Source organism: Exiguobacterium sp. s46, assembly GCF_018618875.1.
Classification (GTDB): Bacteria; Bacillota; Bacilli; order Exiguobacteriales; family Exiguobacteriaceae; genus Exiguobacterium_A; species Exiguobacterium_A abrahamii.
Genome location: NZ_JACSMY010000001.1, coordinates 1,242,711 through 1,255,770 on the forward strand (window position 1 = coordinate 1,242,711; position 13,060 = coordinate 1,255,770).

The 13,060-nt window shown below is 45.5% G+C and carries 13 protein-coding genes; 1 reads left to right on the forward strand and 12 read right to left on the reverse strand.

Annotation, left to right across the window (positions count from 1 at the left end; genetic code table 11):
- Positions 1-66 precede the first annotated feature (66 nt).
- From KNQ08_RS06640 to KNQ08_RS06665, 6 genes are all read right to left on the reverse strand, one after another.
- Positions 67-1,011, reverse strand: coding sequence for a D-alanine--D-alanine ligase (locus KNQ08_RS06640; protein ID WP_214723570.1), 945 nt, complete (start codon positions 1,009-1,011; stop codon positions 67-69).
- A gap of 139 nt (positions 1,012-1,150) precedes the next feature.
- Positions 1,151-1,741, reverse strand: a complete 591-nt coding sequence (locus KNQ08_RS06645; protein ID WP_195864803.1) for an adaptor protein MecA — start codon at positions 1,739-1,741, stop codon at positions 1,151-1,153.
- A gap of 56 nt (positions 1,742-1,797) precedes the next feature.
- Positions 1,798-2,682 carry a MerR family transcriptional regulator gene (locus KNQ08_RS06650; protein WP_195864802.1) on the reverse strand — a complete coding sequence of 295 codons (885 nt, stop codon included), beginning with the start codon at positions 2,680-2,682 and terminating at the stop codon, positions 1,798-1,800.
- A 71-nt stretch (positions 2,683-2,753) separates the two neighbouring features.
- Positions 2,754-2,948, reverse strand: a complete 195-nt coding sequence (locus tag KNQ08_RS06655; RefSeq protein ID WP_023468658.1) for a hypothetical protein — start codon at positions 2,946-2,948, stop codon at positions 2,754-2,756.
- A gap of 43 nt (positions 2,949-2,991) precedes the next feature.
- Entirely contained in the window at positions 2,992-4,422 is a 1,431-nt protein-coding gene (locus KNQ08_RS06660) for a RecQ family ATP-dependent DNA helicase (RefSeq protein ID WP_251133632.1), read from the reverse strand.
- On the reverse strand, positions 4,422-5,444 hold the full coding sequence (locus KNQ08_RS06665; protein WP_214805144.1) for a YpbB family protein: 1,023 nt from the start codon (positions 5,442-5,444) through the stop codon (positions 4,422-4,424). The genes KNQ08_RS06660 and KNQ08_RS06665 overlap by 1 nt, the downstream gene beginning before the upstream one ends.
- Positions 5,445-5,672: 228 nt before the next feature.
- Between KNQ08_RS06665 and KNQ08_RS06670 the strand changes: the two genes are divergently transcribed.
- Entirely contained in the window at positions 5,673-5,921 is a 249-nt protein-coding gene (locus tag KNQ08_RS06670; protein ID WP_029342027.1) for a ferredoxin, read from the forward strand.
- Between the two features lie 129 nt (positions 5,922-6,050).
- On the opposite strand, the gene KNQ08_RS06675 is transcribed toward KNQ08_RS06670, so the two are convergent.
- From KNQ08_RS06675 to KNQ08_RS06700, 6 genes are all read right to left on the reverse strand, one after another.
- The gene (locus tag KNQ08_RS06675) at positions 6,051-7,010 is read right to left on the reverse strand and encodes an ABC transporter permease (protein ID WP_023468662.1); all 960 of its coding nucleotides are present in this window, start codon (positions 7,008-7,010) and stop codon (positions 6,051-6,053) included.
- Entirely contained in the window at positions 7,010-8,080 is a 1,071-nt protein-coding gene (locus KNQ08_RS06680) for an ABC transporter permease (RefSeq protein ID WP_029342028.1), read from the reverse strand. Before KNQ08_RS06680 ends, KNQ08_RS06675 begins: the two co-directional genes overlap by 1 nt.
- On the reverse strand, positions 8,077-9,606 hold the full coding sequence (locus KNQ08_RS06685; protein ID WP_029342029.1) for an ABC transporter ATP-binding protein: 1,530 nt from the start codon (positions 9,604-9,606) through the stop codon (positions 8,077-8,079). Before KNQ08_RS06685 ends, KNQ08_RS06680 begins: the two co-directional genes overlap by 4 nt.
- 66 nt (positions 9,607-9,672) lie before the next feature.
- Positions 9,673-10,746, reverse strand: a complete 1,074-nt coding sequence (locus KNQ08_RS06690; protein ID WP_029342030.1) for a BMP family lipoprotein — start codon at positions 10,744-10,746, stop codon at positions 9,673-9,675.
- A gap of 129 nt (positions 10,747-10,875) precedes the next feature.
- Positions 10,876-11,595, reverse strand: a complete 720-nt coding sequence (locus tag KNQ08_RS06695) for a GntR family transcriptional regulator (protein ID WP_023468666.1) — start codon at positions 11,593-11,595, stop codon at positions 10,876-10,878.
- Between the two features lie 222 nt (positions 11,596-11,817).
- Positions 11,818-12,831 (reverse strand): BMP family lipoprotein, encoded by a 1,014-nt coding sequence (locus KNQ08_RS06700; RefSeq protein ID WP_214723578.1) that lies wholly within the window; start codon positions 12,829-12,831, stop codon positions 11,818-11,820.
- Positions 12,832-13,060: the final 229 nt, after the last annotated feature.

The following is a 13,060-nucleotide window of genomic DNA, read 5'->3' on the forward strand; positions in this document are numbered from 1 at the left end:
CTCGAACGTAATGAAAGGGGTTACGCCTATATTTGTAAGCGCTTTCTCACTTCTTTTCCTAGGATATCATTGATTTGGTTGTTTTGTTTGACGATGTCGTTCGATCGCCAGTTCCATGAAATATTCGACCAATTCCGGATATTCGATTCCCACTGCTCGTGCACCGTCCGGGAATAAACTGGTCGAAGTCATACCAGGAAGTGTATTCGTCTCCAAGATGACTGGATTTCCGGATTCCGGTACTAGGAAATCAGATCGCGAGTATCCTGCACAGCCAAGGACTTGGTGCGCTTTAACAGCCCATTCTTGAAGTTTTTCTGTCGTTGTCTCATCCAGCTCAGCAGGACAAATATGCTCCGAACCTCCGATGGCATATTTGGATTCATAGTCATAAAAGGCGTTCTTCGGAATGATCTCGATGACCGGCAATGCTTTTTCTGCACCTTTATGACCGACGACCGGCACTGTCACTTCACGCCCTTTAATGAACTGTTCGACAAGCACTGCATCGTCCGCTTCAAAGGCTTTAGCGATTCCTTCACGTAACATCGTCTCATCTTGAGCAATCGTCAATCCGTTTGATGAGCCTTCTTGTGCTGGTTTGACGACACAAGGAAATTGACCATTCCACTCTACGATTTTTGCTTCGATATCATCTCCACGCTCTAACAGCACATCACGGGCGATCGTAATGCCTGCTTTATCAAAGTGAACTTTCGAACGTGCCTTATCCATCGCTAGCGCTGACGCTAACACACCTGAACCTGTATATGGAATGTCTGCCAGTTCAAGCAATGCTTGTACGCGTCCATCTTCACCAATTTTCCCGTGAAGAGCGATGACAGCCACATCTACATCCAGCTGGAAGAGTTCATGCGCTTGATCAGGGTGGAAATCAACAGCCGTGACCTCATGCCCTTTACTGTTTAATGCTTCCATGATCGACTTTCCACTGTTTAATGAAACCTCCCGTTCTCCTGAAGTCCCACCGTATAATACTGCCACTTTCATCCTACTTCACTCCTTCTTCTTACGTTCAATGATTATCATACCATCCTTCTGACGATGAAAAAATACAAAATGGTGCCACTTCCAGCAGAACACAAAAAGGTGCGGCATCCCCCTATGAGGGAATGTCGCACTTGATGTTTTACATATTAAACTGTTCAGCTATCGTTGCGACGGCATGTTCCGCCTGAATCGTTTTCCCATACTCCGCCATGACAAGTGGACTTTTCGGGCTCGGTTCACCGTATTCAGACAAAATCGTCGTCACCGTCTGCTCGAGCGCCTCATTCATTCGTTCTTGGAAATAGAGATAATAGCTTCCCTCGAAGAAGTAGAGGCTACCACCTGTCTCTGTACGAGGCATATGTCGCAATAATCCATGACTCGCTTGAATGACGTCTTCTAGCGATTGTAGAGCATATAAGACGTGATGGACGATATCAACTGTCATACGGATTTCGACTTGATCGAACTCCTCGTTCATCTCTTCTGGCAAATCGCCTTCACGACGTACATCAACGAGCATCCCGTCATTCGGAAAGAATGTAACGAAAAATTCGAGTGTTCCCGCTGCTTGAAAACCAAAATTCGATTCGGCTTCTTCTAATAGATTACGCAATAAAGCTTGTCCCTTCCCGACAGCCAACGTTTCTGGTCGAACGTCGTGAAGCGATAACTCCTGCTTTGTGATGAAGACACGAAGGTGTCCTTGTTTCATTTGTTCAAACCTCATATAGACTCCTCCAGTCAAAACCGGAAACCTGATGTCTCCGTTCGCTATGAATCATACTATACACCAGTTGTCGGAGTGAGTCGACTTAACCAACTTTTCCAAGATTGATCGTCTGCACCAAGTAAATGTGGACCATACCGTTCCGGCAGCTGATCGACCGCATAACCTCCAAGACCAATCTCAAGATCCGGAAAATCAGCCATCAAACGTGCCAGCGCTTCATCGAGCAACGGTAAATGATCCGATAACGTGCAGGAAAGAATAACGGCTTTCGGTTGCAGCTGGTGTGTGACCGTCACCAAATCCTGAACCGGTATACCGGAACCGAGGAAAATGACATCAAATCCAGATTGTCGTAAATAAAGTGTAAAGAAAAGTAGTCCGAGTTCGTGTTCTTCTTCCGGCGCACAGACACAGACGATTCGTGGTAAGAACGGATTGATCGGCATCTGTAACGACAATGTCGAAAGGCGAGCTCTCAGAAATGCCGTCGCAAAATGCTCGTGCGCAATCGTGATCTCCCCCGACTCCCACTTCACTCCGATCTCATGCAAAAGTGGACCGACGATGTCCTGAATCACTTTATCGAAGCTAAACATCGAGAATGCTTTATTCATGATGTCATGCGCATGTCGTTCTTCAAAGTTCGTCAATGCCTGAAATAACTGATCTCGCAGTTCGACTCCGTAATCGTGCGGTACTTCAGCCCGATTGACAGGCATCTCATACAACTGGATTGCTTTAGAGACAGATAACCCCTCTTTTTGTTTATCGACGATCCAGCGTAATTTCGCGACATCGTTATCACTATAGATGCGATGTCCGGATTCACTTCGATCCGGATCAAGCACCTGATATCTCCGCTCCCAAGCACGAATGGTCGTCGGGTTGAGTCCCACTAACGCAGCGACTGCTTTGATATTATATTTCCCACGATCCATGCATCGTGCCTCCTTCCCCTTCCTTTCTAGTATACGCTGAAAGGAAAAAAATCTCCGTTCACAATGTGCCCTTACATCATGAAACCGATGGAGACGAAGGCGATGATGATCGTGATCATGAGCACCGTCAACGTGATTGCTAACGGATTTTTTCGAAATGGTTGTTTTAATCGCTCGTTTCGAACATGTTCGATACGCGAAGAACGCGGTGGAAGTGACTGATCCTCTTCGTTCTGATGCAACCGTCTCTGATCTTGTTTACTCAATGTTCATCACCTTTTCTTGAAAAATATAAGGATATTGTCTAGTTTACACCGAATCTAGTGATGAAAAAAAGACTTGTTCTAAACGCAATTTCCAATCTACCGGTTGATGCGTCCTTCTCTGCACTGGACTTTCCCACTCAATCGTTCCACATATATCACAACAACGTGGTTGTACGATTGCCTGCTCATCAAAATGATGCAACAACATCGAACGGCGACATTCGTTCCGGTGAATGTAGTCCATCATCTGGTTGATCTCTTGTCGTTTCAATTGTTTACGTTCTGTTTGCCACTGGATGATGCGTTCCTTCGACCACCCATTCTCGAGTTGTGATTTAAGTAAGCGGTATGCCGGATCTTCCGGATTAAAACGAAAACCACTTTCCATCTTGGCATAGGATTCGCCTTGATTCATTCCTTGTTGCAATTGATCGATCCACAAGACGGGCGCATATTGCGTGTCGATCAAGTACGTTTGTAGTTGTTCATCTTGAGCAGCGTAAAGTAAGATCGCAGTCGCCTCTTTACCGTCACGTCCGGCACGTCCGACTTCCTGCATGTAAGCTTCGATCGTCGCAGGCATCGTATAGTGAATGACCGTACGGACGTTACCTTTATCGACACCCATTCCGAACGCACTCGTACACACGAGACAATCAATCTCATCATGAAGAAACTGTTGTTGAACAAGCTGGCGATCTTCTATCGTCAACCCAGCATGATAATAGGTCGCGCCGTCAATGATTTCAGCAATTCGTTCCGCTTCTTTACGGGTTGTCGTATAGATGACGCATGGGCGAACGATGAGTTCCATCCACCGATTGACTGCCGCATCCTTTTCTTCTCGATCCACGCGATCGACAACGTATTGGATTTCTGGTCGGTTGACAGAACGACGGATGATTTGTGGCTCATGCATACGCAGTTGTGTTCGAATATCTTGCTCAACAGCACGCGTCGCTGTTGCGGTTAAAGCGAGACATGGTGGAAGGCCAAGTTCTTGTCGAATGTGACCAAGTCTTGCATACTCCGGTCGAAATTCGTGTCCCCATTGGGAGATACAATGCGCCTCATCGACGACGAAGAGCGCGATATTGATCTGTTTTAGCCGAGCCCGAATCTGCGGCAGCGCCAGTTGCTCCGGTGATAAGTAAAGATATCGTAGATGTTCGAGTACAGATAAGATCTGCTCCTTCTCTTCTCGTGTCTCGACAGAAGTTAATTTAGCGACAGATCGCTCTCCTCTGCGCTTAATTTGCATAACCTGGTCTTCAATCAACGAGAGTAACGGAGACAAAATCAACGTCAGTCCTTCATTTTGTACATAAGACGGAAATTGATAACAGACAGACTTTCCTCCACCAGTCGGCAAAATTGCTAGTGTATCTGTTCCGTTTAGGATGGAATCGATGATTTGGCGTTGTCCAGGTCGAAATGCTTCGTATCCAAAATGACGATGCAATAACGCTTCCATTAAATCCCCTCCCATTTACTACGTGCTAACACCAATCGAATCTGAAAATAAGATATCTCGGATTGCATCTCACTCTTGATCCGCTTCAGCGCGTAAGTTCCGAGTCGCTGTGCAATCTGTCGAACCTCTTCTTGCTGAGATAACGTAACAAAATGATCCAGCGGAAACGAAGGAGCATACATTGCAATCTCAACGAGATGATCTTCCATCGTACTATTTTTTAATCGTCTTCGGATCGCAACCGCTTCAACGGTTAATCCCTGTTGTAATAACTCCCATGTCGTTTGCGCAGACTGGGTCATTTTTGACGTGTGTAGATCAACACCTATTTGCTTTAGAAATGGTGTTTTTTCTAAGTCATCGATGCACTTTCGCCAAGCGATCGTAAATTCGTATTGAACACTCTCCACATCCGTTTTCATCATTTGAGCTAATTGCGGATAAGACCATCCTGCCTGCACGCCAGACAAGCGGTAACTGATTAATGTCGCTTCTCGCTCTGGTAAGCGCTCAAGGAGAACTATCAACTCTTGGTGCATATGATGTAACCATTCTGCTCGATTCGAGATGGTCGGAAGAACACTTTTTACCCATTCACGGATGATGGTTTCCTGTTGCACAGGAATAAACGGCTGTTTCGCTTCCAAACAAACCATCGTTTGAACCAAAAGGCTGAGTCGTTTCCACATCATCTCAGCATAACCACGAAGTTCACCACCTAGTTGATCAATGGTCGCACGATCCGTTTGCTCTACTAGTCGCGCGCCTTCGTACGTCAGTCGCAGTGTCTCTTGCCGCTCAATCCAATTCTTCTGCGCAAGTTCAGCCAAGATTGTTTCGAATCGCTGTTTACTGACTAATACAGTACCGAATACCGACTCTAAATCATAAAAATGAGCATCTTGCAGAGAAGTCGCTGATTTCTTTCCTTGAAAAACATGATAAAGACTGCGGTCAGATCGTTCATTTCGAAGGCGCTGGATCGATTCCAGAAAAATACGCTCGAGTAAAGAAACTTCCATATGTCACGCTCCCTCCTGTTGTATGTCGTTTCCAAATCAAAGATGATATGCTATTCCTGTTTCATCGTTACGTTTTAGAGAGGCCGTTTGCGGGCATGTGATGATATATACATTTTCTGCTGTCACTTGTGCTTCGTCATTGAAATGCAACGATGAGTCCGATACAATGACATATAGATGAGAACAGCGTGTTTCAATAATGTTTTCGTATAGAGAGGAGACCGTTCAATGGCTAAATTTACGATTGTCGACAAAGATACTTGCATCGCTTGTGGTGCTTGTGGAGCAGCGGCACCAGATATCTATGATTATGATGATGAGGGTTTGGCGTATGTCATTCTTGATGATAACAATGGTACTGCCGAAATTCCAGAAGCATTATTCGACGATATGATTGATGCATTCGAAGGTTGCCCGACGGATTCAATCAAAGTAGCAGATGAATCGTTCGAAGGCGATGCGTTAAAATTCGAATAAGTGAATAAAAAAAGATGTTTCCTCGCGAAGCATCTTTTTTTATTGGACTTTTTCTCATTCAATCTATCGATCATCTAAAAAAAACGGATGTCACCAATTGGCAACATCCGGTCTATGATTAGTAAAAATTTAGCGTTTACCTTTGATATACGGTACACCGACAGCTTTTGGTGCATCCGCACGACCAACGACACCAGCAAGTGCTAAGATCGTCAATAAATACGGCGCAATCAACAGATACACTTGTGGAATTTGATCGAGTAACGGCAATTGCTGACCGATGATCGAAATCGCTTGAGCGAACCCGAAGAAGAGGGCTGCCCCCATGGCACCGAGTGGGTTCCATTTTCCGAAGATCATCGCCGCAATCGCGAGGAAGCCTTGACCGAGAATCGTCGTCACACTGAAGTTCAATGAAATCGACGTCGCGTAGACAGCACCAGCAAGACCGCCGAAACCACCAGAGATCATAACGCCGATGAAACGCATCTTCGTGACGTTGATTCCCATCGTGTCCGCTGCCATCGGGTGTTCCCCGACAGAACGTAAACGAAGACCAAATGGTGTCTTGAAGATGATGTACCATGCGACGAACGCGAGAACGATCGCGATATACGATGTGTAGTAGACGTTTGCGAAGAACATCTTCAAGACTGGAATATCAGACAAGAATGGTACATTTTCTTTCGAAATCCGGTTTGGAATCGAATCTGTCTGTCCTTTACTGTAAAGTGCACGGACAAGGAAGATCGCAAGACCAACCGCAAGCAAGTTGATCGCTACTCCAAGAACCGTTTGGTCTGCTCGGAAGAGGATTGCTGGAATCGCAAGGAACAGTGAGAAGACCGCTCCGACGACGATCGCGATGAGCATCGCAAGCCAAGGACTCGCAGCACCTAAGCCCATTTTCGATAAAGTCAATGCCGTGACGACACCTGTGAAGGCACCCATGACCATTAATCCTTCTAACGCGATATTGACGACGCCAGAACGCTCACTGAAAATGCCGCCAAGTGCTGCAATGATTAACGGAGCCGAATAGGCGAGTGCGATTGGCACGATGATATAAAGTACTTCAAGAAAGCCCATTATTGACCGGCTCCTTTCGCTTTTTTAGATTCTTTCTTAACCGTGAACTTCTCGATGACGAGACGAATCGCGTAACCCGAAGCCACGAAGATGATGATGAATGCGATGATGATTTTGATCAGTTCCGGTGGAATACCAATCTGTTGCATCGACAGACCACCGATGTTGAGTCCTGCAAACAGTAACGCCGCGAGAACGACACCGATCGGGTTATTCGCACCTAACAAGGCAACCGCGATTCCGTCGAATCCAACACCTGTGAAGGACGCGTTCAATGTCATGTTTTGGAACGTCCCAAGACCTTCCATCGCTCCAGCGAGACCTGCGAACACACCTGAGATGACGAACGATAAGATGATGTTTCGGTTAACGCCCATCCCTGCATACTCTGCAGCATTTTTATTGAATCCAACTGCTCGGAGTTCATAACCAAGCGTTGTTTTCCACAAAATGAACCAGAAGACGAGGGCAGCGATGACTGCGATGAAAATCCCGTTATGCAATCGTGAAAAATCCGTCATCTCTTGTAAGAACGGTGAAGCAAGGGATGCTGATTCCTTGACTGACTCCGTCCGCTCGTTCGTAATACCGATGACATGACGTAAAATATCATTCGTCACATACAATGCGATATAGTTCATCATGATTGACGTGATGACTTCATGCACATGAAACTTCGCTTTTAAGATACCAGGAATCGATGCCCAAAGTGCACCTGCTAAACCTGCTCCAATTAAAGCAAGCGGTAAATGAATCGCCATCGGTAGATCAAACTCAATCCCGATCCAAACTGCGACCATCCACCCGACGAGAACCTGACCTTCAACCCCGATGTTAAAGAGTCCAGTCCGGAAAGCAAACGCGACAGCAAGACCGGCAAAGATCAACGGAGCTGCTGCTCGCAATGTTTCACCGATGCTGTATGGTTCGCCAAAAATACCATAGAATAACTGATCAAAACCGGCAATCGGATCATACCCGCCGATGACCATGACGATCGCCCCGACGACCATTCCAAGGATGATGGAAAGAATCGGAATGAGGATGCCGTAAAAACGCTCTAACTTCATGAATGACCTACCTCCTCTTTCTTACCGCCGGCCATCAAGAAGCCAAGCTCGATCTCATTCGTTTCTTTTGGATCCAAGAAGGCAACTGTTTTTCCTTCATAAAGAACGGCAATCCGATCTGATACTTGAAGAATTTCTTCGAGTTCGAATGAAATCAACAAGACAGCGCGACCTTTTTCGCGTTCAAGAACCAACTGTTCATGAATGAACTCGATTGCTCCGACATCAAGACCACGTGTCGGCTGTGCTGCAATCAATAGGTCTGGTGAACGATCGACTTCACGCGCAATGATCGCTTTTTGCTGGTTACCACCTGACAAGGCACGAGCAAACGTCTCTGGACTTGGAGTTCGGACGTCGAACTTCTCGATGAGCGTTTTTGCTTTTTCCATGACTTGTTTATAGTTCATGATGCCTGCTTTTGAATACGGTTGTTTGTAATACGTTTGTAAGACCATGTTATGTCCGATTGAATAATCGAGGACAAGTCCATGTTTATGACGGTCTTGCGGAATGTGACCGACACCTGATTCCGTCACTTTACGTGGCTTCAAGTTTTTGATCGATTTATTGTTGAGGAAGATTTCTCCACTATCCGCTTTACGGAGACCAGTGATGGCTTCAATCAATTCCGTTTGCCCGTTCCCGTCGATTCCGGCAATTCCGACGATCTCTCCGGCACGAATGTCGAGATTTAATCCATCGACGGCTTTGATGCCGCGACTGTCCTTGACGACTAGATCCTTGATGTCGAGAACGAGTTCTTGTGGAGTTGCCTTGGAATACTCCGCATTAAAGTTGACTTCACGACCTACCATCATTTCAGCAAGACGCGACTGTGTCATCGTCTCATCGATATCGACCGTTCCGATATACTTACCACGGCGAATCGTCGTACAGCGATCAGCTACTTCCATGATTTCCTTCAGTTTGTGCGTGATGAGGATGATCGACTTTCCTTCTGCGATCAAGCGATTCATGATCTGAATCAATTCTTTGATCTCTTGTGGTGTCAAGACAGCAGATGGTTCATCGAAGATCAAGATGTCTGCACCACGGTACAACGTCTTTAAAATTTCAACACGCTGTTGCATTCCGACTGAGATATCCTCGATTTTTGCATCAGGATCAACAGCAAGACCATACTGTTCAGAAATCTGGCGTACCTTCTCACGTGCAGTTGCACGGTCGATCTTAATTCCGGCACGTGGCTCTGCACCTAAAATGATGTTTTCAGTAACAGTGAAATTTTGAACGAGCATGAAGTGTTGGTGCACCATACCGATTCCAAGATCGTTCGCGACGTTCGGACTCGTAATATTGGCTTTTTCACCACGTACACGAATTTCTCCAGCCTCAGGCTGATACAAACCAAATAAGACGTTCATCAGCGTCGATTTTCCGGCACCGTTTTCACCAAGTAAAGCGTGAATCTCACCTTTCCGAAGCTGGAGCGTGATATTATCATTTGCGACGAAACTGCCAAACTCTTTTCTAATGTTCAGCATCTCAATGACGTATTCCAAGAAAATCCACTCCCATGTTTAGTTTAAAAGGGGGAGCCGCAATGCTAGCGACCCCCGCTTTCATTATTATTTCAGTGACGCTTCGTATTCTTTGTACTCGTCGTCTGTCGCTGGGACTTTAACGTCGCCATCGATGATTTGTTTTTTATACTCTTCGACTTTGTCGAGCGCTTCTTTCGAAACGTTGTCTTTCGAAGGTGCGATATCAACACCGCCGTCTTTTAGACCGAACTCAACAACTTTACCTGCTGGGAAGTTGCCGTCTTTCGTATCTTTTGAGACTTGCTCAACAGCTGTATCGACACGTTTGACCATTGACGTCAATGTGACGTTCTCTGGCATACCTTCTTCGACTTGGTCACGGTCTACACCGATAACCCAAACATCCTCACCGTTTTTCTTACGGTTTTTCGCTTCTGTGAATACCCCTTGTCCTGTACCACCAGCTGCATGATAGATGACGTCGACTTTTTTACCGTACATACCTGAAGCGATCGCTTGTCCTTTTTCAGCAGCGTTGAAGTCTTCTGCATATTGAACTTCGATGTCAGCGTCTGGGTTGACTGCTTTAACACCTGCTTTGAATCCACTTTCGAACTTCTTGATCAAGTCAGAGTTAACGCCGCCGACGAATCCGACTTTATCTGATTTCGTCGTCAAACCAGCAACGACACCAACGAGGAACGATCCTTCGTTTTCTTTGAAGACGATTGACGCGACGTTTGGCTTGTCAACGACCATATCGACGAGTGCGAAGTTGCTCTTTTTGAACTGATCCGCTACTTTACCGATATCTTCTCCCATCAAGAACCCGATACCGAGGATCAAGTCGTATTTAGCACGAGCTAATTGCTGAAGGTTTGGTTGGTAATCCGATTGTTTTGCAGATTGAAGATATTTGTAGCCAGTACCTTCTTTTAGGTCGTTGTCTTTTCCGAACTTCTGGATACCTTCCCAAGCAGATTGGTTGAATGATTTATCATCAACACCGCCTGTATCTGTAACCATACCTACTTTAAAGCCGTCTGATTTGCTGCCGCTACCTGAATCTTTTGAATCGTCGTTGCCACCACATGCTGCAAGGACCGAACTCATTGCTAAACCTGTTGCTGCTAATGCGAGAAGTGACTTCTTTTTCATCTGGAAAATCCCCTTTCGAATATGGTCATACAAAGTTCAAGACTACGTCTAGCACCCGAGGCTGGCGATGAGGAGCGTTACGTAGGTTATGACGGAAAGCGCTTTCAGTATTCATCCTAAAACAATGGCTCACACACGTTTACGGATGACGTGGAAATCAAACTTATCTGCTCGGAAATAGTTCGCTGAAAAAAGAACGGAACGGTCGAGCTCATCATAATGCGTTTGACGCAACGCGAGCAAAGGTTGGTCCGTATGTAATTGTTCAGCGATTTTCGGATCAATACGTGGCTCGATGTGCGTCACGGCATGCGTGACACGTCGTCCAAGTTCTTTTTCTAAAGCATCAAATAATGATGTCGAAGAGGTGAACTGCTCTTCATTTTTAATATAATGGCTTGGAATCTTATCGATACAATAGACGACAGGAACATCCCCTGCGAGTCGGATTCGTTCGATTCGATAAACCAATTCATCCGGACCAAGTTGAAAACGCTCTCGGTCGCGCTCAGTCGGTTGGACCATCTCGGATGATAACACTTCTGATGTCGGAACCATACCTGCGCGCGCAATCATTTCTGTTACGCTGTACAATTCTTCGATTCCAGAAGTAAACGGTGGTCTTGCATTGATAAACGTACCGACACCGTGTTTACGGATGACGATGTTCTCATCTTCAAGAATTCGTAATGCCTCTCGAAGAGTAGCTCGACTGACGCCAAGTTGCTTTGAAAGTTCAAACTCTGAAGGGAGCTTCTCGCCTTCCTTGTAAACGCCGTCATCGATGTCAGACTTGATCTTTTCAATCACACGTAAATAAAGCAAACGATGATCTAATTTAATCGACATGACGCATCTCCATCCTCTATCTAGTTGTAACCAGTGCTCAGACTTCTGACGTATGAGAACTCCAGCCAAGATAAGTATATGACGCCCAACACAATCCTGCAATCATTTTGTAACAGGTTAGAAGTCTGACTTCTGGCGCTTTTGTAACCCTTTTCATAACGCAATCAATAATGGAAGAAAATAGGGCATTCTACCTAAGAATGCCCCTTCTTTTTTCAACGCTTATTGCTCAGGTACTTCGATTTTTCCAGAAACGACATCTGATTTTGCTTTCTCAAGCGCAGTCAACGTCTTCTTCGAAATCTTTTCAGATGGTACGATATCAACTCCATCTTCTTTCAGACCATAACGAATCGTTTTGCCGCCCTCGAGTTTACCATCCTTCGCTGCGTTTGCTGTATCTTCGACTGCACGGTCGACACGTTTGATGACAGAAGTTAATGTAACGTCTTCCGGCATACCCTCTTCTTTTTGGTCTCGGTCGACACCGATGACTGAGACGTTTTCACCGTTTTTCTTGCGGTTTTTCGCCTCTGTGAAGACACCGTTTCCTGTACCACCTGCTGCTGGGAAGATGATATCTGCGCCTTTACCATACATTCCAGCTGCGATCGCTTGACCTTTTTCTGGAGCTGCGAAGTCTTCCGCATATTGGACATCGATTTTAATCTTCGGATTGACGGACTTAGCACCTGCTTCGAAACCGGCACGGAAACGCTCGATGACGTCCATCTTCATCCCACCAACGAAACCGATATGATCTTTTTTCGTCTCCATTGCAGCAACGATCCCTGCAAGATATGCTCCTTCATTTTCCTTGAATGTGATCGACGTGACGTTCTTTCCTTCAACGACGTTATCGATGATTGCGAATTGTGTGTCTTTGAATTGATCAGCAACTGTTTTGATATCCTCATTGAACGTGTTCCCGATTCCGAAAACTAAATCTTCTCCCCCACGAGCAAGACGCGATAGATTCGGTTGATAATCTTGTTGCGATTTAGATTGTAGATAAGAGAACCCTTCATTCTTTTGAAGTTTGTTGTCTTTACCGTATGCTTGCAGACCTTCCCAAGCGGATTGGTTGAACGATTTATCATCGATACCACCCTTATCGGCTACCATCGCAACAGAGAATTGATCTTTTTGATCGGCTTTCTCACCTGAACCACCACAAGCAGCAAGACCAACCGTCGCTACTGACATCATCGATACGATTACCTGTTTCTTCTTCATTTCATCCATCTCCTCTGCAATTATGAGAGCGCTTTCATTATCTATTTGTGAAAAAGCTGCTCCCAGCCCTCGTGTTGAAGGTCGGTCACTCATATGACTGAGTATGCCAAAAACACTACTGAAAATCAACAGACGTCTGACAACTATTTTCATGAAAGCGATTTTATTTTTGATGCATTCATTAATTTTTCCAGTCATTTCTATTTATACAAAATCATCATGTCTTTTT